Below are 22,068 nucleotides of genomic sequence, written 5' to 3' on the forward strand. Positions count from 1 at the left end.
ATACTTGCTAGGTATAGCTGGCAGTTATACGCTCAGCAAAAACAGCGAACCTTACGGGCACGCTGCTTTATAGTTATCCTACTTCAGCTAGAATTTGCTTGATTTGGTCTTTGGTATGAACACCTGCTACTTGTTTAACCACTTGGCCATCTTTTTTGAAGAGAAGAGTAGGAATTGACATGATGCCAAATTTACGAGCTGTTTCTGGATTTTCATCGACGTCCATTTTAAGCACGCGCAATTCGTCTTCATCATACTCTTCAGATATTTGCTCCAAGATTGGTGATTGCATGCGACAAGGGCCGCACCATGTTGCCCAAAAATCTACAAGGACAAGACCTTGAGCCGTTTCTTCGTCAAAGGTTTTATCTGTTACGACTTCTGCCATAATTAGATCTCCATTTCTTTTGATTATAGTGCCATTCTAACGGAAAAAAATGGCTTTGCCAAATATTTGCTACGAGAATTAAATTTCACTGCCTAATTGATAATTCGTCCCTTTCAAGGCGTGCTTCAGCGACCATTTCCAGGCCTTGCCTTCGATGGTGACTTGATTTTTTTCAAGATCAACAGTAGCTGATTCGACACCCTTAACTGCTGAAAGTTTGTCAGTGACTGTTTGAGCACAGCCATCACATTTCATTCCTGATACTTGATAGGTTTTTGACATAATAAACTCCTTTTATATAAGATATGGCAGAGGCTTGTTAACTAAATGCTTCGTACTTGATAGCAAACGCCAAATACTAGGGTGACTTGGCTACCTCTCCCACTAACTGCATTTGGTTAGTAAAATCGACTAAGCAAACGCAGGATCACTAAGCCGTTAAGCACTCCAAAGAAAAAATAGGGAACCTGCCGATGAATCACTAAAGATCCCAGGAAGGTGAAATTTAGAAGAAGGAGCCCAAAAAAGCTTTTTTTGATTGATGATACTGCTCTGATGGTTATGCTTCATAGCTGTTTCCACACGTATTATACCTTTCGATATTTCAACCGAAGGCTATTGAGAACTACTGAAACCGAGCTAAAGCTCATGGCAAGCCCTGCCAGCATAGGATTCAGAAGCGGTCCTCCAAATAAGTATAACACACCCATGGCAACGGGAATCGCCAAAACATTATAGATAAAGGCCCAAAAAAGATTTTCCTTAATGGTTTTAATAGTAGCCTGACTGACTATCATGGCCTTAGCAACGTCCATTAAGTCCGGCTTCATCAGCACGACATCAGCTGATTCAATCGCGATATCGGTACCAGCTCCCATAGCTAAGCCAACATCAGCTGTTGCTAAAGCTGGTGCATCATTGATACCATCACCGACCATGGCGACTTTTTTACCTTGAGCTTGTAAATCACTGATTGTTTGGGCTTTTTGATCGGGAAGCACTTGGCTAATCACGTGGTCAAGTCCAGCTTTTCGAGCAATAGCTTGTGCCGTTTGCTCATTATCTCCTGTTAACATAACGAGATCAAAACCACGTTCTTTAAGCTGGCTCAAAGCTTCTTGACTGTCTGGCTTAAGCTGATCAGCCACTCCTAATAACCCCATTAACTGTCCTTGACTGGCAGCGTAGATTGGGGTCTGTCCTTGCTGTGTCAACAAATCAAAATCAGAGCGAGCCGGAGTGAGAGCAATAGAGGCCTGCTCCATTAGATTTTTATTACCAATTAACCACTCTTGCCCATTGATTTCGCCCTTAAGTCCAAAACCAGCTAGGTTCTCAAACTGCTCTACATCTAATAACTGAAGCTGGTCTTCTTTAGCCTTAGCAACGATTGCTGAACTGATAGGATGACTAGAATTGGCCTCTAGACTAGCTATGACAGTCAGTAAAGATGCCTGATCTAAATCGCCTGCATAGTTGTAAACCGATAGCAGTTCTGGCTTCCCTTGGGTCAGCGTTCCTGTCTTGTCAAAAACAATGGTATCAACTTGATGAACCAATTCAAGACTATCACCAGATTTGAAAAGAATACCATGTTCAGCTGCCAGGCCTGTCCCAACCATGATTGCAGTCGGTGTTGCCAGCCCCAGAGCACAAGGACAAGCTATCACTAAAACACTAACGGCCACAGTCAAAGCAAAAGTAAAGGACTCTCCACCGATGAAGAACCAAACCAGACCTGTCACAAGGGCGATTCCCATGACAATCGGTACGAAAACGCCTGAAACCTGATCGGCAATTTTAGCAATCGGTGCCTTGGTTTCTTGCGCCTCCTCCACTAACTGAATAATCTGTGAGAGCAGTGTATCTTTGCCCAATTTTTCAGCCTGAACGGTTAAAGCTCCCTGACTATTAATAGAACCACCATAAACTTGATCACCGACAGTTTTTTCAACAGGGATAGATTCTCCTGTCAGCATGGACTCATCAATTGAGGATTGACCAGTCACTATTTGACCGTCGACTGGAATTTTTTCACCCGGTTTAACTAAAACGCGATCGCCAATGACCAACTCCTCAATAGGCAGCAGTATTTCCTGATTATCTCGGATCACCAAGGCTTCTTTAGCCGAAAGGTGCATGAGTTTTTTAATGGCTTCAGAGGTACGACCCTTAGAAAGAGTTTCAAAAAACTTTCCGAGAGTAATCAGGGTCAAAATAACCGCAACAGACTCGAAGTAGAGTTGATGGATGTGGTGGTGATGTCCCAAAATCACATGGTAGGTGCTATAAAGACTGTAAAGAAAGGCTGCGCTGGTTGCTACTGCAACTAGGCTATCCATATTAGGATGAGCCTTGCTCAGAGATTTAAATCCTGATCTGTAAAAATGCCAGCCCAATACCATAACTGGTACTGTTAATAGAAGCTGACTCAGAACAAAAACCAGTGGATGAGAGTGATGATCTAAAATCTGCGGTAGGGGCAGTCCCACCATACTTCCCATTGATATATATAATAGAGGAAGGGTAAAGATTGCAGACCAAATCAAGCGGACTTTCATACCAGCAAGGCGCTTTAGCTCTCGCTCTTCTTGGCTGGCATCTTTCTTTTCATCAAAAACATGGGCACGGTAACCCGAATCTGCAACCGCTTTTGCTATCCGATCAGCATCTAGTTGTTGCTGATCGTAGGTCACTGCCATCTTTTCAGTAGTTAGATTAACAGCGCAACTTTCTATACCTTTTAATTTTTTGACAGCTCCTTCGACTGTGGCTGCACAGGCTGCACAGACCATTCCATCAACAACATAGGTTTCTTTAACCATGAAAAATACCTCCTTACTAATTGATTAGGCTGCACCAGTTTCGTGACAGCGACACTGACCAGGCGTGCAGTCGCAGGTTACTTCGGTAACGGCCTGTTTAGCAGACAAGATATCCTGCAGCGTCTTGATATCTTGCGCCGTCATAGGTGTTTCTACTAGCAATTTTCCCAGAAGGTCTGTATGCTTGGTGACACAAATCTTATCCAGCTCTCCTTTCAGGCAAGCTAGGTTTGCATCATCTTCTGATACTTCAGTCCAATAAAGATAGCTGCGTCCCTCGCGGCGGCTAAGCAAAATGCCCTTATCAACTAAACGGCCGATCAAAGTTTTGATGGTGGACTCTGACCACTCCTTCTTATTAGCCAAAACAGCGATAATTTGTTTACTGGTGACCTGCCCTTTTGTCCAGACGACTCGCAGGACTTCCCATTCTGCATTTGAAATCATGGACTCCACCTCCTTCTTTTTAAATCCATCTACATTTGTAGATATATTATAACAGAATCGTTTACAAATGTAAATTAAAATAACCTGTAAGAAGCAAGTTATCAGGGTTAGCTAACAGTCAGTTTTCAATTTTTAGCTGTGGCCACTTAGATTGCCAATTTTTCTGAGCTATGCGGCTACGATAAACAGCCATTCTATCTTGATCTATTTGAAAATGAGGAGTGGGTCTAACCTTGAAAGACAGAATATCCTCTATCCCATAAGGCAAAAATAATTCTATGTGTTGGTCGTTGTCAAGCCTAGCCCCAATTGCTGTACATCGCTCAGGATATTTGCTGATGGCATCTTTGGAACTAGTATAGGGGCGGGTGTTAGGGCTATGGCTATGCATATCTGCTTGATTTCTCAGCTCCCAATTATAAGTTGAATGCTCTTTGCGGATTCTCTTTTCTATTTCTAATGTCTCTTCATAGGTTATAGTCTGATCAAAGAAAACAACATCAACATCTGTCTCTTTATCAAAAGCTGGATAACCAGACAACTGGTTCCAGATAAAATTTCGTAAGGTCCCTGCTGCCAGCCATGAATCTGAAAGTCCCAGCTGGTCCACAATCGTTAAAATTCTCACGATATCCGAATCTCTTTCAAATAGCCCCTTTATATCCATTCTATTCTCCTATCTGTCTTCAATTTGCTGCTGAATGTAAGTATGAAATAAAAGACTGATGACAGCATTTTAAAAAAACGAACAAAGTTAGTTTCCTAATGATGAAAATTCTAATTTTGCTCGTTTTTTGATTGTTTGTATCAAGAGACAGGGATTGCTGATAAATGATTCCACAATGAAAATGGTTTTACGAGAGTTGGATAGAAATCGGTAAATCCACCATAAAATAGCGACTTCATTTTTCTTCGCTCTTCCATTTTAAGGTTCGAATGGAAATAGATTGCTATCCCCTACGCAGTTTCATTAAGGTATAGCAAGATTTTTTGTCTCAATGCTCCACACTGATAACTACTGCCAATCACTATAGCGAATTATCAGTCTCTCCCAGTCTCTAACATTTATTTCTTACTTTCCAAATCTCGTAACATCTGGTCAATCTTATTACCATAGGCAATAGATTCATCCTTGATGAAGGTTAAATCTGGAATTTTATACATTTGGAGATTCTTACCAAGTTCCCGTTTAATAGTTCCCTTGGCTTTTTCTAGACCCGTTTGGGCCTTTTGATTATCCGAAGCTAGGTCACTCATAATGGTGTAGTAGACCTTGGCCATGGATAAGTCTCCTAGCATTTGGACATCGGTGATGGTTACAGCAGAGACACGGGGATCACGGACCTTCTTTTGCAGAATTTCATTGACTTCCCGCTTAATCTCCATTCCAACCCGATCGGTACGAAATGAATTAGCCATGCACTCACTCCTTCTTTCTTTGTATAGCGAGAGGCTTAGCGCTCAATTTCTTCCATGATATAGGCTTCAATAGTATCATCTACTTTAATATCATTGTAGCCTTCAATCATGAGACCACCTTCTTGGGCATTACCAATCTCTTTGACATCATCCTTGAAGTGACGCAGGCTGGCCAGCTTACCATCGTAGATAACGACACCGTCACGAATAACTCGGACGCTAGAGTCACGAGTGACTTTACCACTGGTAACCAAGAAACCACCGATAGTGCCGACCTTAGATACCTTGAATGTTTCACGGATAATAGCCTCACCCACAATCTTTTCTTCGTATTCAGGGTCCAGCATTCCCTTCATGGCATCTTCAATTTCTTCGATAACCTTATAGATAATGCTGTGAAGACGAATCTCGACTTCATCACTTTCGGCTTGAGCACGAGCTTGCGGAGTAGGACGAACATTGAAACCAATGACAACCGCATCAGAAGCCTCTGCCAGAGTAATATCAGACTCATTGATGGCACCGACAGCTGAGTGAACGATGGTGACTTTGGCACCTTCCACTTCAATCTTTTGCAGGGAAGTAGCCAGGGCTTCAACAGAACCTTGCACGTCAGCCTTGATAATGACATTAACAGACTTAACTTCACTGTCTTTCAGAGTATCAAAGAGATTTTCCAGACTAACGCGATGGTTAACTTGACGCTGCTTAAGCAGGGCCCGCTTAGCCCGTTCTTCACCGGCGGCCCGAGCAGCTTTTTCGTCTTCATAGACGGCGAAATGATCACCAGCCATGGGTGCCTCATTAAGACCAGTGATAGAAACTGGTGTCGATGGCAAAGCAGTCTTGACACGTCGGCCCAAATCATTAGCCATAGCACGAACTCGACCAAAGGTATTGCCTGCAACAATTGGGTCTTGGACATGCAGCGTTCCTTGTTGAACCAGGAGGGTAGCCACAGCACCTTTTCCTTTATCCAATCGTGCTTCGATAACCGTACCGATGGCACGGACGGTTGGATCCGCCTTGAGTTCTTCCAATTCTGCAACCAGAAGGACAGTTTCTAAGAGTTCATCAATATTTTGACCAAATTTAGCCGAAATTTCCACGAACTCTGACTCACCACCCCAAGCTGTAGAAATAACTCCATGTTCAGCCAGTTCACCGATAACTCGCTCAGGATTGGCTCCTGGCTTATCAATCTTGTTGATGGCTACAATGATTGGGACACCCGCAGCCTTAGAGTGGTTGATAGCTTCGATGGTCTGTGGCATAACTCCATCATCCGCTGCCACAATCAAGATCGTGATATCAGTAACAGAGGCACCACGCGCACGCATTGAAGTAAAGGCCGCGTGTCCTGGAGTATCTAGGAAGGTGATTTTCTTACCGTTGGCATCAATCTGATAAGCCCCGATATGTTGGGTAATACCACCAGCTTCACCAGTTGCTACCCGAGAATTGCGCAGGGTATCCAGTAAGGTTGTTTTACCATGGTCAACATGTCCCATAATTGTTACAACTGGGGCCCGTTCAACTAACTGGTCCTCATTGAGATAGTCATCATCGACAAAGAAACGCTCGATGTCAGCATCGTCAACTTCAACTTTTTTCTTAGGCTCAATACCGTAATCAACCATCAGGAGCTCAATCGTTTCCGCATCCAAGGATTGATTTTGAGTAGCCATCACGCCCATCATGAAGAGCTTCTTAACAATTTCAGCGGGCTCGCGTTTGATACGTTTTGCAATGTCTGCAACCGTCATACCTTCAGTATATTCAAATTCCTTAGGCAACTCATGGAATTTACGCTCGGTGACTGGCTTTGGAGCCACATCCTTATTGCGGTTATTCTTCCCTTTTTTCTTCTTATGATTCCAATTACTATTTCTTTGATTTCTCACTTGATTTTGATTATTCCACTTCTTATTTCTGCTTTGCTTTGGTCCATCTTCATTCTGATGTGAAAAGTCACGTGATTTGTCTGAACGATTGGATTTCTTGCGACGAGCATCCTTAGCTGGAGCTGGCTTGGAAGCGACAGCTGCTGGGGCAGGGGCCGCTTGAGTCGGTTTAGCAGGCTGAGCCTGAGCTTGATCTTCTTGGGCTGTTCGTTTATTTTGACGGGCTTCTTCTTGTTGGCGAGCTATCGCTGCCTTATTTTCCTGCTCTTGGCGGAAACGAACTTCACTTTGGCGCGAATATTCCGCATTTTGTTCGGCCTTGAGCGCAGCAGCTCTAGCTTTGAAATCAATCCGCGGACCCTGATTGGTCTGATTGCGACTGTTCCTTTGATCATTGCGATTGCCTGAGCGTTTGTCGCGACGGCGATCATTATTGCGACGATCACCGCGATTATTCTGCTTCCCCTTGCTTCCTTGATTTTGTCGGCGCTCTGCTTCTGCCTTGGCCTTAGCCTCGCGTTCTGCTTTAAAATTACGAATTTTGGGCTTTGGCTTGGCAGTCGATTTAACTTGAGTCGCTTTTTCTAAGGCTGGTTTAGTCTCTTGAGCTGGCTTAGTTTCTGCTTCAGACTTAGCTGGTTGATTCGACTTAGTCGTAACCTTACCGTCAGCTTGATCAGCCTTTGGCGTTACTGCTTTTTGGGCTTGGGGCTTTGGAGCCGATGAAAAACTACTGGCAATGCGTTTGGCATCGGCATCTTCTACACTAGAAGCATGGCTCTTAACATCCAAACCTAAACTCTTAGCTTTTTCCACCACATCTTTACTTGGTTTGCCGAGTTCTTTGGCAATTTCGTACAATCTTTTCTTAGACAAATCATGTCCTCCTATTCCTTTAGTTCATAAGAGTCCTCATTTTCTTTGCAAATCCAGCGTCGGTCACAGCCAAAACCTTTCTGGAACGACCGATGGCAACGCTTAATTCCAGTGCCGAAAACACTGTGGAGACTTCTATATCGTAATATTGACATTTATCAGTTACTTTTTTGGTCAAATTTGGAGCAGCATCATGTGCTAGAAAAACTAATCTGGTCTGATGCTTCTGGATGGCCTTGATAACCAAGCCTTCACCAGAGATAAGCGCTCCAGCTCGCTGGGCTAGGCCCAATAAATTTGATAATTTCTCTAAACTAGTCAAGGCCTAACTCTCTCCTTTTGACCTTGTGATCCACATAAGCAATCAACTCATCGTAGAATTCTTCGGGAATGGGCATAGAAAAACTATGGTTAAAAACCCGCTTTTTTTTGGCCAACTGGGCTTCCTCATTATCTAGTTTAATATAGGCTCCTCGACCATTTTGCTTCCCTGTTGGATCAATGAAAACTTGACCTTCCTTATTTTTAACAATTCTAAGGAGGTCTCTCTTATCAATCACTTGACCTGAAACAACCGATTTTCTTAAAGGTATTTTTCTTGTTTTAGCCATAAAACACCTTCCTTAACTTCTTATTCTGCTTCAGCTGACTCAGCGCCTTCAGTCTGGGGCAGTTCCACATCAAGGCCAGCCTGATCAACCTCTTCTGCTTGTACTTGGTCAACTGTTTCCAAATTTGTATCTTCCGCCAAGTCATCAGCCTCGGTTTCATAAGCTTCTTCTGCTTCCATAGCTGCTTCGTATTCTGTCGCTGACTTAATATCGATACGATAGCCAGTCAGGTGAGCGGCTAGACGAACATTTTGACCACGGCGGCCGATTGCCAAGGACAGTTTGTTGTCTGGAACAACCACGGTAGCATGCTTGCTATTTTCATCATCGAAGATAACATAGTCAACTTCCGCTGGTGCAATCGCATTGTAGATAAATTCAGCTGGATCTTCTTCCCATTGAATGACATCAATATTTTCTTCGACAGGAACAGCTAAACCTGACTTAGGATCTAGGCGAACTGGGTGGAATTTGCTGACAACTTTCTTGATATTAGCACCACCACGACCAACGATAGTTCCAATAGCATCCACATTGGGGTTATGGCTGCGAACCGCGACTTTGGTGCGATCCCCAGCTTCCCGAGAGACACTCATGATTTCAACGGTACCATCAAACACTTCAGGAATTTCTTGCTCCATGATGCGTTTGATGAATTGCGGATGGCTTCGACTAACGAAAACATTAACACCGCGAGGGTTGTTTTCCACCTTATAAACATAGACTTCAATACGATCGTGGGATTTGAAAGTCTCACCAGGAATTTGGTCTTGGTGGGACAGCTGAGCTTCGATCGAACCTAGGTTGACATAGATGAAACGTTGGTCGAAACGTTCAACCGTCCCAGTCATGATTTCACCTTCATGCTCTTTGTACTCATTGTAGGTAATCTCCCGCATCTGACGACGCATTTTTTCCATGATGGTTTGCTTAGCAGATTGGGCAGCGACACGACCGAATTCTTTAACGGATTCTTCAAACCGAATCTTGTCACCCAGCTCGTAGGCTGAACTAATCTTGAGGGCATCCGCTAGACTGATTTCCAGACGGCTGTCAAAAACTTCTTCGACAACTTCGCGTACACTATAGACTTGAAAATCCCCTGTCTTTTCATTAAATTCAACCTCACAGCTGTCAGATTGGCCATAGCGACGTTTGTAAGCAGATTTAAGTGACTCAGTCACTGCATCAATAATGTCATTTTTGTCGATATGTTTTTCTTCTTCCAGAACACGGAAGGCTTCTAGCATTTCTTTGCTCATAAGTGTTTTTATCCGCCAATCAGCGGAACTTCTATCCTTTCTATGTTTTTCAATACACACTTGGATTCTTGGTAATATCCAAATTTGATAAACTATCTTGACTCGGCCGTAGACAGGCTTAGTATAAAGCTTGTAGGCCAACTGGCTTTCTGATTAATCCGACTAAAGCTTAACAGCCAGACGAGCCTTAGCAACTGTTGAGTAAGGGATTTTTACTTGCTTTTTGCGAGTCTTATCCAGATATTCCAGAGTCAAGTTTTGACCATCAAAATCCAGCAAATCTCCCTCAAAAATTTTGACCTTGTCAATAGCCTTGTAAAGGCTGACATTGATGTAGGAACCGATGGCTGCCTTGAGACTTTCAGCCGTTTTCAAGGGCCGCTCTAAACCAGGACTAGAAATTTCCAGCATATACTGGCTGGGGAAAGGATCCGGCTTGATGGTATCTAAGAGCGGACTGATAATATCCGTCAGCTCAGCTGTATCATCTACCGTAATGCCTTCTGGTTTATCCACTAGAATGGACAAGACATAATCAGCCCCCATCTTTTCATACACCACATCAACCAGTTCGAAGGGCTGTGGAATGGCAGGAGCAACGACCTGAGTGACTGTATCAATAAGCGTTTGATTAGCGATAGCAACTACCTCTACTTTCTAGTTTCTACTTAAAATAATGCAAACAAAGGTCTATACATAGATAAGAGGCGAAGTCATTCAACTCCGCCCCTTTCTGTATTGTTTTCTAAAGTATAGCACACCAATCCTCTAATTGCAAGGGATTTGTTGCTTTTTGGCAATTGTGAGAGAAAACCATCTTTCCAATGCGGTCAGTCTCTTCTTTCCCACGGAAATATTCCTTCACCAACGTACCTTTATCTCTAAGGAGAGGAGGGGATTCGAACCCCCGAGCCCCGTTAAGGACTACACGCTTTCCAAGCGTGCGCACTCGGCCACTATGCGACCTCTCCGTGTTAATGTCAACGAGTGACATTATAACATGAATTAGCATTTTTTTCAAAATGATTTTCACAAGTAGAGCCAAATAGACAACGTCGTTTTTCAATGGTATTTTGATTATTCGCCCAGTTTATCATAACCAGACGCTTTATCCTCCATGGTTTGGTGAATAGATTTGGATAACTTCCCCTTAATACTGCTGTCCATCTTCCCTGCTACTGCCTTCAAATTTGATTTCGTTTCACTGGCAATCTGTTTAGCATATTCATCGAAAAAGTTCTTAGCATCATCCCGTTCTCCTTTTCTAATGGGAGCGTGGATATGTTTTATCGATTCTTTATTTAAAGCTTTCAAAGCAGCCTTACTATTTTGAACAGTGGGATCTTTCGATGCTTCATCACATATATAATCATAGCCATCCGAAACGGCCTCCTTAAAATCACCCCAGTTATTATACCAAGCCATTAATAGGATTCCTTCTTTTCTTCTTGTTCTGCTAAGTCGATCTTCACAAGCTCCCAATGCAAAGCATCTATTTTATCTTCTTGCTCACTATGGGCTTTACGGTACGCTTGTTCAAACGCTTCCTCTTCAATTTCTAGTTTATCACGATGATAAACAAACTGATCCTGATTATATTGAACAGCTTGTTCCGTCATATTAATAAGATTTTGGCGGGCTTCCTCAAAATGAGGATTATCACCAATTCCCTGAAGCATCGCTAGAGAACCTTCATAATTCTGCTCTATACCATTTTGTAAGAGCAAGCGAAAGTCATCCAGCCGATTGTAGCGCTCTTCAAAGGACCGTTTCTTAGCATAGTAGCTATCTTCCATCTCTTCAAGAATCGTACGCTCATGCCATTGTTTAGCACTCACTTCATCCCATTTTTCAGCCCACTTATCCTTCATTGATCATCCCTGCTATCTCACTGTCTGTTTGTACCATGGTTGTAATCGCGTTCGCAATCTGGCCTTCTAGCTCGCTGAAATCATCTGCCAAGTCTTGAAACTTTTGCTTAGTTTTGGAACAATGCCGCTCAACATTACCAACAATACTATCGTAAGTACAGCCCGCCTCCGCATAAGCTTCCTTGACCTCATCAGGGGTCAAAATCATGCCAAAGGGAACATCGTTCAATTTATCATAGGTGTCCTTGGCTTTCTTGAGAGCTTTGACCTCTTCGGATGCTACTTGTATAACCGCCTCCTGCGAAACGCTCGTCAGTCCTTGGCTAACCGCTGCTGCTTGTTCGGCATCCAGAAAAATCTGTTCCGAACCGGTCAGACCGCCAGAAGCATACTTCTTTTCCATGGTCTTGACCGACTTCATCTGACTGTCTACAGCCTTCAGCGTTGCCTGAACCCTTTTTACAGAGGCCTGCTCTGAAAGAATGACTTGAATCTGTTTCATTTGTTCAGGATCTGCTACAATGTCACCCATCTTATGACCGCCAGAATCATCTAAAATGATTTCTTCTCCCAAATAAACAGCACCAGCCCGATTGGCAGCCGCATTGAGCGGATCGCCTTCTGTCCGAATCCGAATCACTTTGCCCGTAAAGGTCTTGCGATCCTGCTTAATATCATTGATGTTATCTGTTGTAGACAGCGTGACCAGTAGGGTCAAGGCAGGATTAGCTTTCATAGCCTGGGTCACGAGCGGAACGTAAAGGGGAGCAGCGTTATAAACAACCGTCGATTGGGCATTCTTTTTAAGAGCGACCCGTTGGGCAACATTACCGCCCAGAGAATGACCGGTCAGAGTGATAGTATCAGAACCATATTTCTTGGCCATCTTGTCATAAAATTGATAAGCAGCCTCATAGTGGCTCCCAGTCCCGACAAGGATATCGACGGCATCGGTCTTGACATCCTGAACAGGGTCAGCATTAAGATTGGTCCCTGTGTAGGCTATGATAATTTCATCGGTGTTTTTATCCTTAAAGGCGGTCCCGCTGGTGCCAGTGCTGGCATCTCGGAAGCTGTCGACATACTCGAGGTTGGAGGGGAGACTTTGCTTATCATGTAGTATGTTATTAGTAGATGTTTTATTTTTATTTGGATCAACATCATCGTTAACTCTCATGTTTTCTACTTCATATGTAGCTTGTGAAGCATAGGCTGTGTCTTGACTGCTGTTAACTACTTTACTTTTAGGCATAATATCTCCTTAATTATTTATTCAATCGATTTATCGTCTCGCCAAACTCACTATTATCACTAAAAGTAAAACTAATAGCTCGGTTATAATAATCTTCTCCTGATCCTGTTATTTCAAAATCAGTAATCTTTTGAGTGTCCTTTTTTAGCAATTTGTTTACTCTAGGATCTGTTAACTTATAATTAATATGAAAAATCCCACTATTCGAATTATAACTATGCTTTTTTTCTTTTAATTCATTAAGATAAGCTTGATTAATCGTTAGATGTTGAAAGAGAAATCCCTCTAAGAGCCAGTCTTTCTTAGCTGTTTCATTAGAAAAGATAATTTGTCCATCTTCAACTGTCACATCTGATAATTTTTCTCTTTTATCATCTGAATAAGGTTCTTTGACAAACTGTCCTTTTATTTTCCCTGTTTTAGCATTGCCTTCAAATTCTATGTGATAATAAACACCGTTCGAATTTGTATAAAACTGTGTAATATTAAACCCATCTGGAAAGACCTTAAATAAATCTTCTGGATCCTTGGTCGGATAAACCTTGTAGATATCCGAAACTCGATTTTTCTCAATCCAAGATCGGCTGTCTTTGTTTAAGCCGCAGGCGGATAAGCTTGCTAACCCCATGATGATAAGTCCTCCTAATATGACGATGATGAATGGTAATCGTTTTTTTAGTGCCATACCTACCTCCTAAACAATGAGGGCTATGCTATAACACGCCCTTCTCCCAGATAAACAGCACCGGCTCGGTTGGCAGCCGCATTGAGCGGATCGCCTTCTGTCCGAATCCGAATCACTTTGCCCGTAAAGGTCTTCTGATCATGCTTAATGTCATTAATGTTATCTGTTGTAGACAGTGTGACCAGTAAGGTTAAGGCGGGATTACTTTTCAGGGCCTGAGTCACGAGTGGAATGTAAAGGGGAGCGGCGTTATAAACAACCGTCGATTGGGCATTCTTTTTAAGAGCGACCCGCTGGGCGACATTACCGCCTAGAGAGTGACCGGTCAGAGTGATATTGTCAGAACCATATTTCTTGGCCATCTTGTCATAGAATTGATAGGCGGCCTCATAGTGGCCCCCTGTACCGACAAGGATATCGGCAACATCGGTCTTGACATCAAAGGCCATATCACCTTTAAGATTAGTCCCTGTATAGGCGACGATAATTTCACCGGTGTTCGTGTCTTTAAAGGCGGTTCCGCTAGTGCCTGTGGACTTATCATAAAAGCTATCTACATACTCTAGGTTGGAGGGAGAGTGAGAATCTTCATTTTCACGTAAATATCTCCTAATCTTAGTCTGGCCTTCTTTAGTAGATAAGTCAATATTATTTTTAACGGCATAAGTTTCAACATCGTAGGTTAACCTAGATGCATACGCTGTATCCTGTGCACTGTTAATTTGTTTTTCACTCATAATAATCACCTAAAAAACTTATTCAATAATTTTATTAATTCCTTCAAAAAATTCTACTCTCTGTGTAAAATTTAATTTTATGGTTCTTTGTCGATATTCCTTACCCCATCCACTAATTTCAAATTTTTCAATTTCCTCATCCTTGAGATTCAAAAATTTATTAATAGCTGAGTCAGATAATTGATACGCTATGTTAAAACTGCCGCTTTGGCTATTATAGCCATGATCTGTCGATTTCAACTTGTCCAGATAGGCTTGATTAATCGCTAAATGCTGAAAGAGAAACTCATCTGTCGGCCAATACTGTTTAACAGACGGATCTGAAAAAACTAGGTGACTGTCTTCTACTCTTACATCACTGACTTTTTGTGCGTCATCAATGGGATCTCTGACCAAATCCCCTTTGATTTCTTTAGTATTAGGATCACCTTCTACATTTAATTCATAGGTCACACCATCTTTGCCAGTATAGGACTGCCTTATGCCAAACCCATCCGGGAATACCTTAAATAAATCCTTTGGATTCTTGGTTGGATAGACTTTATAAATATCCGAAACGCGATTTTGTTCAATCCATTCCCGACTGTCCTTATTCAAACCGCACGCGGTTAAGCTTGTTAATCCCATGATGATAATCCCCCCTAGCAGCAGAATGACAAATGTTATCCGTTTCTTTAAGACCATACTTACCTCCTAATTGGAGACTGCCATCTTGTCATAAAATTGATAAGATGAATCATAATGACCGCCTGTACCGATTGCAACATCAACAACATCAGTTTTGACATCAGTGACGATATCACCTTTAGGATTGGTCCCTGTATAGGCGACGATAATTTCTCCAGTGTTCTTATCCTTAAAGGCAGTCCCGCTGGTACCAGTGCTGGCATCTCGGAAACTGTCGACATACTCGAGGTTGGAGGGGACTTTAATATTTTTACCTGTTGTTATTTCTCGTTTAATCTCTTCTTGACCTGCTTTTGTTGATAAATCTAAGTCATTTTTTACGGCTGTTGTCTCAACATCATAGGTGATACTAGCAGCATACGCTGTATCTTGTGAGCTATTGACTGCTTTATTCTTAGTCATAATATCTCCTTATTTAACTTTTCTTTCAATAGTCTCTGTAAAACTTGTATCATTTGAGAAATCAAATGATACTGTTCGTACAAAATAATCTTTTCCATTGCCTGAGATTCCAAAATTAGTTATTTTAGTATTTTTTAAACCGAATAGGGATTTTAACTTAGGGTCATCTAACTCGTAATCCATATAAAAACTACCGTTTTGACTATTATAACCATGATCTTTCTCAGTTAATCCACTGATAAACTTCTCACTGATGGTAAAATTCTGAAAGAGAAAATTGCCCAACGGCCAATTAAAATCAGTTGTTTTATTAGTGAAAATAAAATGTCCATTTTCATATATAACATCTGCTACTTTTTTTGTGCCTTTTATATTTGGATTTTGCACCATCTCTCCGCTGATAACTTTTGAATCAGGTTCCCCTTCTAAATATATACGAAAAGCCCGTCCTTTTTCATCTATATAAGATTGTTCAATATCAAACCCATCTGGAAACACCTTAAACAAATCTTCTGGATCCTTGGTCGGATAAACCTTATAGATATCTGATACACGATTTTTTTCAATCCATTCTCGGCTGTCCTTATTCAAGCCACATGCAGATAAGCCCGACAAGCCTGCCATAATTAATCCTCCTAATATTAGTATCATTATTAATGACAGAGTTATCTTTAATTTCATGCTTTGTACCACTTAATCTCTATTAAGAGAGCTCTTTTCAATTTTTCTCACCCTAAAATCTCGCTTCTACTCGATAGATGACCTGTCCTTTGTTGGAGAATTTCTTTTCATACTCTGTCATGACATTGCCTTGAAAATCACTGGCATGAAGGTTCAGCCAGACCTGTTTAAGGACCATGCCATATTGAGAGAAACTGGCTAAGCTGTATTCAAAGAGGCCGCGGTTATCGGTTTTGAAGTGAATCTCACCATGCTCAGGTAAAATCTGTTTGTAGGTATCTAAGAAGGTCTTGTAGGTCAGACGGCGTTTAGCGTGCTTTTTCTTAGGCCAAGGGTCTGAGAAATTGAGATAGAGCAGGTTAATCTCCCCATCTGCAAAATAATTTGTCAAGCTGGAGCCATCAACTTGCAGGAGGCGAATGTTTTCCGCACCACTAGCCAGCACTTTATCCAAGGCATAGCTGAGCACTGAAACTTGAATGTCAATCCCGATATAGTTGATATCAGGGTTCTGCAGGGCCATTCCCGTAATGAAGGCTCCCTTACCAGAACCAACTTCAATATGAATCGGCTTATCATTACCGAAAATTTCCTGCCATTTTCCTTTGGCATTTTCGGGATTCACAATTACGTAATGAGGGTGATTGGCTAAGTGTTCTTCGGCGCCTTTACGTTTTCTAACTCGCATTTAATTTTTTCCAAGAATATCACGGAACTTCCGCAAATCATAAATTTCCTGATTAACGTGTTCCATATCATTTTCATCGTAACATTTAAGAATTTGGGTCAGGTAGGACAGTTGACCGAACCAAGCCACCTTTGCCATAACCAAATCATTGGTCTTGTACCCATAATAGCTAAGCCATTCATTCCAGTGTGTATAAGGAATGTAGTGGCTGAGCATATAAGCCACATCATACATGCGGTCGGTCAGGCGAACAGAGTCCCAATCCACCAAATAGATTAGACCGCTAGTTGTGATGACCCAATTGCTGTGGCGCAAATCACCGTGGACAATCGTAGCCTTGTCTTGGTCAAATTCTGGCAGATTATCCTTCAATTCCTTGGCAATGGACTGTAAGAAAGAGTTGGCTCGCAGTTGTTCAGGAACATTATTTTCCCAGTCCGCAATCAGATCATAAGGTTTTTCAATCCGATAGTTGAGCTGCATGAGCTGGTTGACCAGAGTCCTTGAGCGGTGCATCCGTAGAAGAATTTGGATAATTTGCTTGCTGGTCATATCCTGCTTATTGAGAATCCGACCGTTGAGCCATTCTTGAGCACTCATGACATCTCCATTAGACATGCGCTTAGCCCAGAGGAGCTGAGGAGCTATTTGTTCCTTGGCCAAAGCAGCCAGAATCGGGGTCGTATTCATTTTGACAAAAACTCGGTCCCCATTGGGATAGGTTCCCACATAGGCCTTACCGCTCTTGCCCCGCAGGGGTTTTAGCGTTAAATCTGAATCAGTTATAGCCAAATTTCTTTCCTCCATATATTTTTTAATCTAGAGTAAGCACTCCCTGCCACTAGGCTAGCGGGGACTATTAATCGCTCTCTTATTTTACTGGTTTTATCAAGCCTAGTCAATATTAAGCTAGACTGTTTTTAGACTCACTCAAGCAAATAATTTATTCAACTTATAAGGCAGGTAAACTTCAACCAGCAGAAGGCTGATCCCTAGCAGAAGGCCCAGATTTTGCCACGAGAAGGCAAAAATAAGCAAGAAAATCCCTTCAAGCAGAACCAGACCATAGAGAATCCCGCGCAGCACCTGCTTGAGATTGATCTTTCTCAAATCCGATCCTAGGGGGAAGAGCTGAGTTAAATATTGATAATCGTAATGCTTGGTCAAGGCCAGCAGTTGAAAGAGCAGGAGATAATTAAAAAGCAGAGTCAAGGCTAGGGCAACTAATCCCGCCTTAACGAAGACCAAACTGAGCAAGCTGAGAAGCAAGAGTCGCAGGGTCAGGGCCAGATAATCTCCACTGCGTAAATAGGCTCGCAGGTAGAGATTAGACCAGAGCTTGGACTGCTTCTTCGCCAGAGCAACTAAGAGGAAATCCAAATAGGCCCGCCGCTTTGTTTGACTGGAAATTCCCTTAACATTGGTAAAGAGGGAATAGAATTTTAAAATGGCTTGTTTTCGTCCTTGTTCTTGAGCTAGCGCCTCTTCCCAATTTAAGTTTCCCGCCACAAGGAGCTTGCGGCTTTTGAAAAGAACCAGAGTCCCCTTGGCAACCAGCATCAGCACCAACAGAGTCACGAAGCCTAGTTTCGACAAACCTAGTGCTAAAAAGAGAGGGGCTAGAATCAGTAAGAAAAGGGTCTGAAAACTCCCCCAGACCAAAAAGTTACGCCATCTAGCCCGCTTGATTTGGGCAATTAAGCCAGTTTCCTGAGTTAATAAGAAAACCTGATCGGCTGGCTCTAGATAAGTCGCAACACGTCCCAACCAGAGCAAGACTAGGCTAACCACTGCCAAGCCAGCAATGATAGGCCAATGATTTCTAGGAAAATGCTTAAGCAGATTGCTATATTGATAGAGAATGAAGCCCAAAAGGAAAATTAGAACCAAGACAAAGTGGTCATTGAGCACATAGCGAAGGTATTTGAGACACTGCTGATTGAAGTCGAAGCGACGTTTGACAAATACTTCTTTCATATTAGACCTCTTTTGTCAAAGCCATGTAGATGTCGTTGAGGCTGGCATCTGCTTGACTAAAGTCAGCTCGCAAATCCCCCAAGCTCCCCTGAGCCCTGATTTGCCCTTGGTGAAGGATGATAAAGCTATCACACATCTTTTCAGCCGAATCCAAAACGTGCGTGGACATGAGGATGGATGTCCCCTTAGCTTTTTCCTCCTCCAAGAGATCAATCAAATCATTGATGGCAACCGGATCCAATCCTAAGAAAGGTTCATCCACAATCAAGAGCCTAGGCTCCACGATGAAGGCACAGATAATCATGACCTTCTGCTTCATCCCTTTGGAAAAATTAACTGGGAACCAGTCCAATTTATCATCCAAACGAAAGATTTTGAGGAGCTTTTGGGCCCTATCCAATGCCTTATCAAGTGGGATATCATAAGCCATGGCCACCGTTTCCAAGTGCTCTTTCAGGGTCAGTTCTTCGTAGAGACTGGGTGTTTCAGGGATAAAGCCTATCTTTTTCCGATAGGCTTCCTTATCCTGATCTAGGCTGAGGTCATCAATAGTAATCATCCCTTGATAAGGGGTTAAAAGACCGATAATCTCCTTGATAGTCGTTGATTTTCCGGCCCCATTAAGGCCGATAAGACCGACCAATTGGCCATCAGGAACCTCAAAAGAAATCTCTTTTAGGACAGGGATATTGCGATAGCCCCCTGTCATCTTGTCTATTTTTAACATAACGTTCTCTTCTAAATTTTGATATAATCATTATATCAAAAACTTGATAAGCTTTGGGGTTTATCCCCTTTTGAAGCTGACAGAAAGCAGAGGAAAAACATGTCTGATTGTATTTTTTGTAAAATCATCGCTGGAGAGATTCCCTCATCAAAGGTCTATGAAGACGATAAAGTACTAGCCTTCTTGGATATTTCTCAAACTACCCAGGGCCATACCTTGGTCATTCCTAAGGAGCATGTTCGCAATGTGTTAGAAATGTCTGACCAAACTGCAGCTACTGTCTTTGCCCGCCTACCTAAACTGGCCCGGGCCGTCAAGGTAGCGACTGGTGCCAAGGGTCTCAATATTGTCAACAACAATGAAGAGATTGCTGGTCAAACCGTCTTCCACGCCCATATTCACATCATCCCCCGCTACAACGACCAAGATGAAATTGCTATCACATTTACCGAACACGAACCCGACTTTGACGCCCTCGGTCGCTTGGCCCAAGATATTGCAAAAGAGGTGGAAGCATGAAAATCACCCATATAGCTATGGTCGGCCTTGCAGCCTATACCAGCTACAAAGCTTATCAAAATCGAAACAAAATCAAGGCAGACTTTTCAGAAGCCCTAACGGCATTTGACAGAGCTCAGATGGATTCTGAAATTATCCAAGATCAGCTGCAAATCATTGCCCAGCAAGCTGATTTAATCAATAGCTATAGGAAAGATTTAACCTACAAATTTAAGCTCTTTAACAAGGAAGCTCAAGCTCGTCTCAACGAAATCGATCGAAGAATGGAAAGCTGGCGGTCTGGTCAAGTTCAAGCGTAATGCGGTTCTGACAGAAGGCTATAAAAGCCCTGCGCGTTAATTAGATAGAACAGTTTAACGCAGGGCTTGGAAGTTTTTATCTGGGAGGCATTCTCATTTTCCTCACTGCACGCAAAAAGGGAGTGGAACAGAAGTCAATTAGATAAATCGATGTCGTCGTCCCACGTCTGCACAGTTAATTAGGTTAGCCGCTAACTAACCCTTGCTCCGCAAGGGTTAGGACCTCCAATCAGCAGTGGTTCATTGGTGCTAAAGCACCTCATGAACTGTGCAAGGGTAAGACTTGTTGGCTGAGCCAACAAGTCTTACCCTCAGCCAGTGCGTCAATCTGGTAAATTTAGAACAATGCTAACGAGTCTGGACTTTTGTCCAGCCTCTTTTATTTTTATTCGCTTATATCCCAAAAAATTCAAGGATAGACAAAGCGGGTCCTTAGTTAAATCCAGTAACAGCGGATTTAACTAAGGACCCACTAACTCGCCTACCGCAATAACATCGATCGCTACGGCTCCTGTCACGACAACATGCAGACTGAACTTTGGTAGGACATTGCTCCAGTGATTTATCTGAGCTAAAGAGTCTTAATAGCCAGCCGTGCCTCCATTGTAGACATCATTACCACCAGTTGTACCAGAGCCGCCAGATGGCGCTGGAGCGTAACCACCAGTATTGCCCCCAGCACCGCTGTCGCTATACCCATCTACAGTACCATTGTTTCCGCCAGCTGCTCCCGAATCATAGCTACTGTAACCACTGCTGTAGTCGCTCGTTCCTGAACCATCAGAAAGATCTGAATAGCCTTCTCCATAGATGGTCTCATAGAGAATTGCATTGGTTTTCAGGGTTTCCTTAGTCCCTTCCTTCCGGCCCAACTGTTTTTTAATACGGTTTTGAATCTTGAGAATACCTTTCACATCTGCCAGCTGGTAAGAACCGCCATTGATAGAAGCATCTGTTCCTTTAAGTTGATAGGTCTTAACATGCCCAATAGCATCTTTGTAGCCCAAGAGGTTACCCAAGTTATCCGTTGATAGATCAATGTCAGTCTGCATATTTTTGCTGACCGCCCTGAGAATCTTTTGGTAGTTACCTACACTGCTTCCCATGTCTAGCAATTTAGCAACCACCTTCTGAATAACTTCACGCTGACGCTTCTGCCGGCCATAATCCCCTTCAGGATCATCGTATCGCATCCGAGCATAAACCAAGGCTTGCTGACCATTAATATGGTGGGTTCCAGGTTCAACCTTAGCTGTGTACTCAGGTTCATTCTCTTCAATCGAAATAGGAAAATCAAAATTATTGGTGACCTTGATACCGCCGACAGCATCCACTAAGTCAACCAAGCCCTGCATATTGACCTGCATATAGTAATCAATATCAATATCGAGGAGACCACTGATAACTGATAAAGCTTTCTTGGTACCACCGTTAGCATAGGCTGCATTCAGCTTTGCCTGCTCTTCTTCGCTAGAATCATCCGCCAGATTAACCAAAACATCCCGCTCTAAGCTGGTCATGGTCGTCTGATTGGTCTTGGGATTGACAGTGACCAGAATCATGGTATCACTGTTTCCTTCCCAGGTTTCCTTACGTTGATTATCACCGGTATCAACCCCCATCAAGAGAATAGAGAAAGGCTTAGTTTGTTCAATAGCAGAACTGTTTTTCCCAAATTGCTTGAAGGTTTTTCCTAACTGGTTGTTGGAAAAATTAAGGGCATTTCCTGTGTAGACAAGCACTGCGACAAAGGTTGTTACAAAAATTGTTAACAACATCAAAAGTATTTTTCTTCCAAGTTTCATATAAGT

General features: G+C 42.6%; 26 protein-coding genes and 1 tRNA gene. 2 read left to right on the forward strand and 25 right to left on the reverse strand.

Translation table 11 applies throughout. The features are described from left to right. Positions 1–73: 73 nt before the first annotated feature. The 24 genes from trxA to STRCR_RS00315 all read right to left on the reverse strand — a co-directional run bounded on the left by trxA (position 74) and on the right by STRCR_RS00315 (position 19,439). Positions 74–388 carry a thioredoxin gene (trxA, locus tag STRCR_RS00200; RefSeq protein WP_004229893.1) on the reverse strand — a complete coding sequence of 105 codons (315 nt, stop codon included), beginning with the start codon at positions 386–388 and terminating at the stop codon, positions 74–76. 78 nt (positions 389–466) lie between these two features. After that, complete coding sequence (gene copZ, locus STRCR_RS00205) at positions 467–670, reverse strand: copper chaperone CopZ (protein ID WP_004225514.1); 204 nt, start codon at positions 668–670, stop codon at positions 467–469. A 305-nt stretch (positions 671–975) separates the two neighbouring features. Then, positions 976–3,213 (reverse strand): heavy metal translocating P-type ATPase, encoded by a 2,238-nt coding sequence (locus tag STRCR_RS00210; RefSeq protein WP_004228128.1) that lies wholly within the window; start codon positions 3,211–3,213, stop codon positions 976–978. A 24-nt stretch (positions 3,214–3,237) separates the two neighbouring features. Next, complete coding sequence (locus STRCR_RS00215; protein WP_004228992.1) at positions 3,238–3,660, reverse strand: CopY/TcrY family copper transport repressor; 423 nt, start codon at positions 3,658–3,660, stop codon at positions 3,238–3,240. A gap of 118 nt (positions 3,661–3,778) precedes the next feature. Further along, positions 3,779–4,327, reverse strand: a complete 549-nt coding sequence (locus STRCR_RS00220) for a nucleotidyltransferase family protein (RefSeq protein ID WP_004225843.1) — start codon at positions 4,325–4,327, stop codon at positions 3,779–3,781. A gap of 398 nt (positions 4,328–4,725) precedes the next feature. Next, the gene (gene rbfA / locus STRCR_RS00225; protein ID WP_004226740.1) at positions 4,726–5,079 is read right to left on the reverse strand and encodes a 30S ribosome-binding factor RbfA; all 354 of its coding nucleotides are present in this window, start codon (positions 5,077–5,079) and stop codon (positions 4,726–4,728) included. Between the two features lie 35 nt (positions 5,080–5,114). Beyond that, a complete protein-coding gene (gene infB / locus STRCR_RS00230) occupies positions 5,115–7,859 on the reverse strand; it encodes a translation initiation factor IF-2 (RefSeq protein ID WP_004230116.1) in 2,745 nt (914 codons plus the stop codon). A 19-nt stretch (positions 7,860–7,878) separates the two neighbouring features. Next, entirely contained in the window at positions 7,879–8,181 is a 303-nt protein-coding gene (locus STRCR_RS00235; RefSeq protein WP_004225749.1) for a YlxQ-related RNA-binding protein, read from the reverse strand. Further along, the gene (rnpM, locus tag STRCR_RS00240; protein ID WP_004227723.1) at positions 8,174–8,470 is read right to left on the reverse strand and encodes an RNase P modulator RnpM; all 297 of its coding nucleotides are present in this window, start codon (positions 8,468–8,470) and stop codon (positions 8,174–8,176) included. The genes STRCR_RS00235 and rnpM overlap by 8 nt, the downstream gene beginning before the upstream one ends. 20 nt (positions 8,471–8,490) lie before the next feature. Beyond that, positions 8,491–9,732 carry a transcription termination factor NusA gene (gene nusA, locus STRCR_RS00245; protein ID WP_004226892.1) on the reverse strand — a complete coding sequence of 414 codons (1,242 nt, stop codon included), beginning with the start codon at positions 9,730–9,732 and terminating at the stop codon, positions 8,491–8,493. Positions 9,733–9,894: 162 nt separating this feature from the next. After that, positions 9,895–10,371: a ribosome maturation factor RimP gene (gene rimP / locus STRCR_RS00250; protein ID WP_081478734.1), complete on the reverse strand. Its 477-nt coding sequence runs from the start codon at positions 10,369–10,371 to the stop codon at positions 9,895–9,897. 245 nt (positions 10,372–10,616) lie between these two features. After that, a tRNA-Ser gene (locus STRCR_RS00255) sits at positions 10,617–10,703 on the reverse strand. 106 nt (positions 10,704–10,809) lie between these two features. Beyond that, positions 10,810–11,157 carry a hypothetical protein gene (locus tag STRCR_RS00260; RefSeq protein ID WP_004228335.1) on the reverse strand — a complete coding sequence of 116 codons (348 nt, stop codon included), beginning with the start codon at positions 11,155–11,157 and terminating at the stop codon, positions 10,810–10,812. Next, a complete protein-coding gene (locus tag STRCR_RS00265; RefSeq protein ID WP_004227411.1) occupies positions 11,157–11,603 on the reverse strand; it encodes a hypothetical protein in 447 nt (148 codons plus the stop codon). Before STRCR_RS00265 ends, STRCR_RS00260 begins: the two co-directional genes overlap by 1 nt. Next, positions 11,593–12,855 (reverse strand): Tle-like phospholipase domain-containing protein, encoded by a 1,263-nt coding sequence (locus tag STRCR_RS00270; RefSeq protein WP_004226072.1) that lies wholly within the window; start codon positions 12,853–12,855, stop codon positions 11,593–11,595. Before STRCR_RS00270 ends, STRCR_RS00265 begins: the two co-directional genes overlap by 11 nt. 13 nt (positions 12,856–12,868) lie before the next feature. Continuing rightward, on the reverse strand, positions 12,869–13,540 hold the full coding sequence (locus tag STRCR_RS00275) for a tandem-type lipoprotein (protein WP_004229961.1): 672 nt from the start codon (positions 13,538–13,540) through the stop codon (positions 12,869–12,871). Positions 13,541–13,563: 23 nt separating this feature from the next. Then, positions 13,564–14,277 (reverse strand): Tle-like phospholipase domain-containing protein, encoded by a 714-nt coding sequence (locus tag STRCR_RS00280; protein WP_004227619.1) that lies wholly within the window; start codon positions 14,275–14,277, stop codon positions 13,564–13,566. Between the two features lie 18 nt (positions 14,278–14,295). After that, entirely contained in the window at positions 14,296–14,961 is a 666-nt protein-coding gene (locus STRCR_RS00285; protein WP_004226787.1) for a hypothetical protein, read from the reverse strand. Positions 14,962–14,970: 9 nt separating this feature from the next. Next, entirely contained in the window at positions 14,971–15,366 is a 396-nt protein-coding gene (locus STRCR_RS00290; protein ID WP_004225721.1) for a hypothetical protein, read from the reverse strand. Between the two features lie 9 nt (positions 15,367–15,375). Beyond that, positions 15,376–15,990, reverse strand: a complete 615-nt coding sequence (locus STRCR_RS00295; protein ID WP_004226782.1) for a hypothetical protein — start codon at positions 15,988–15,990, stop codon at positions 15,376–15,378. 109 nt (positions 15,991–16,099) lie between these two features. Next, positions 16,100–16,735, reverse strand: a complete 636-nt coding sequence (gene trmB / locus STRCR_RS00300; RefSeq protein WP_004226300.1) for a tRNA (guanosine(46)-N7)-methyltransferase TrmB — start codon at positions 16,733–16,735, stop codon at positions 16,100–16,102. Then, positions 16,736–17,542: a cell cycle regulator CcrZ gene (gene ccrZ / locus STRCR_RS00305; protein ID WP_040804258.1), complete on the reverse strand. Its 807-nt coding sequence runs from the start codon at positions 17,540–17,542 to the stop codon at positions 16,736–16,738. Positions 17,543–17,665: 123 nt separating this feature from the next. Next, positions 17,666–18,712: an ABC transporter permease gene (locus STRCR_RS00310; protein WP_004227646.1), complete on the reverse strand. Its 1,047-nt coding sequence runs from the start codon at positions 18,710–18,712 to the stop codon at positions 17,666–17,668. Position 18,713: 1 nt separating this feature from the next. Beyond that, on the reverse strand, positions 18,714–19,439 hold the full coding sequence (locus STRCR_RS00315) for an ABC transporter ATP-binding protein (RefSeq protein WP_004227494.1): 726 nt from the start codon (positions 19,437–19,439) through the stop codon (positions 18,714–18,716). A 99-nt stretch (positions 19,440–19,538) separates the two neighbouring features. On the opposite strand from STRCR_RS00315, the gene STRCR_RS00320 reads away from it, so the two are divergent. Both STRCR_RS00320 and STRCR_RS00325 read left to right on the forward strand, forming a co-directional pair. Then, positions 19,539–19,958, forward strand: coding sequence for an HIT family protein (locus tag STRCR_RS00320; RefSeq protein WP_004226409.1), 420 nt, complete (start codon positions 19,539–19,541; stop codon positions 19,956–19,958). Further along, entirely contained in the window at positions 19,955–20,257 is a 303-nt protein-coding gene (locus STRCR_RS00325) for a hypothetical protein (protein WP_004225234.1), read from the forward strand. The genes STRCR_RS00320 and STRCR_RS00325 overlap by 4 nt, the downstream gene beginning before the upstream one ends. 581 nt (positions 20,258–20,838) lie before the next feature. On the opposite strand, the gene lytR is transcribed toward STRCR_RS00325, so the two are convergent. Further along, positions 20,839–22,062, reverse strand: coding sequence for a glycopolymer--peptidoglycan transferase LytR (gene lytR / locus STRCR_RS00330; RefSeq protein WP_004229289.1), 1,224 nt, complete (start codon positions 22,060–22,062; stop codon positions 20,839–20,841). Positions 22,063–22,068 lie beyond the last annotated feature (6 nt).

The organism is Streptococcus criceti HS-6 (genome assembly GCF_000187975.2).
GTDB classification, from domain to species: Bacteria; Bacillota; Bacilli; order Lactobacillales; family Streptococcaceae; genus Streptococcus; species Streptococcus criceti.

Bases quoted from the DNA above. Each gene is read 5' to 3' on its own strand.
- STRCR_RS00295 (WP_004226782.1), bottom strand. From the start codon at position 15,990: ATGGCAGGCTTGTCGGGCTTATCTGCATGTGGCTTGAATAAGGACAGC.
- lytR (WP_004229289.1), bottom strand. From the start codon at position 22,062: ATGAAACTTGGAAGAAAAATACTTTTGATGTTGTTAACAATTTTTGTA.
- copZ (WP_004225514.1), bottom strand. From the start codon at position 670: ATGTCAAAAACCTATCAAGTATCAGGAATGAAATGTGATGGCTGTGCT.
- STRCR_RS00220 (WP_004225843.1), bottom strand. From the start codon at position 4,327: ATGGATATAAAGGGGCTATTTGAAAGAGATTCGGATATCGTGAGAATT.
- STRCR_RS00325 (WP_004225234.1), top strand. From the start codon at position 19,955: ATGAAAATCACCCATATAGCTATGGTCGGCCTTGCAGCCTATACCAGC.
- STRCR_RS00290 (WP_004225721.1), bottom strand. From the start codon at position 15,366: ATGACTAAGAATAAAGCAGTCAATAGCTCACAAGATACAGCGTATGCT.
- nusA (WP_004226892.1), bottom strand. From the start codon at position 9,732: ATGAGCAAAGAAATGCTAGAAGCCTTCCGTGTTCTGGAAGAAGAAAAA.
- rbfA (WP_004226740.1), bottom strand. From the start codon at position 5,079: ATGGCTAATTCATTTCGTACCGATCGGGTTGGAATGGAGATTAAGCGG.
- ccrZ (WP_040804258.1), bottom strand. From the start codon at position 17,542: ATGGAGGAAAGAAATTTGGCTATAACTGATTCAGATTTAACGCTAAAA.
- STRCR_RS00315 (WP_004227494.1), bottom strand. From the start codon at position 19,439: ATGTTAAAAATAGACAAGATGACAGGGGGCTATCGCAATATCCCTGTC.
- STRCR_RS00260 (WP_004228335.1), bottom strand. From the start codon at position 11,157: ATGGCTTGGTATAATAACTGGGGTGATTTTAAGGAGGCCGTTTCGGAT.
- trmB (WP_004226300.1), bottom strand. From the start codon at position 16,735: ATGCGAGTTAGAAAACGTAAAGGCGCCGAAGAACACTTAGCCAATCAC.
- STRCR_RS00275 (WP_004229961.1), bottom strand. From the start codon at position 13,540: ATGGCACTAAAAAAACGATTACCATTCATCATCGTCATATTAGGAGGA.
- STRCR_RS00215 (WP_004228992.1), bottom strand. From the start codon at position 3,660: ATGATTTCAAATGCAGAATGGGAAGTCCTGCGAGTCGTCTGGACAAAA.
- STRCR_RS00320 (WP_004226409.1), top strand. From the start codon at position 19,539: ATGTCTGATTGTATTTTTTGTAAAATCATCGCTGGAGAGATTCCCTCA.
- rnpM (WP_004227723.1), bottom strand. From the start codon at position 8,470: ATGGCTAAAACAAGAAAAATACCTTTAAGAAAATCGGTTGTTTCAGGT.
- STRCR_RS00210 (WP_004228128.1), bottom strand. From the start codon at position 3,213: ATGGTTAAAGAAACCTATGTTGTTGATGGAATGGTCTGTGCAGCCTGT.
- STRCR_RS00310 (WP_004227646.1), bottom strand. From the start codon at position 18,712: ATGAAAGAAGTATTTGTCAAACGTCGCTTCGACTTCAATCAGCAGTGT.
- STRCR_RS00270 (WP_004226072.1), bottom strand. From the start codon at position 12,855: ATGCCTAAAAGTAAAGTAGTTAACAGCAGTCAAGACACAGCCTATGCT.
- STRCR_RS00280 (WP_004227619.1), bottom strand. From the start codon at position 14,277: ATGAGTGAAAAACAAATTAACAGTGCACAGGATACAGCGTATGCATCT.
- trxA (WP_004229893.1), bottom strand. From the start codon at position 388: ATGGCAGAAGTCGTAACAGATAAAACCTTTGACGAAGAAACGGCTCAA.
- STRCR_RS00265 (WP_004227411.1), bottom strand. From the start codon at position 11,603: ATGAAGGATAAGTGGGCTGAAAAATGGGATGAAGTGAGTGCTAAACAA.
- STRCR_RS00285 (WP_004226787.1), bottom strand. From the start codon at position 14,961: ATGGTCTTAAAGAAACGGATAACATTTGTCATTCTGCTGCTAGGGGGG.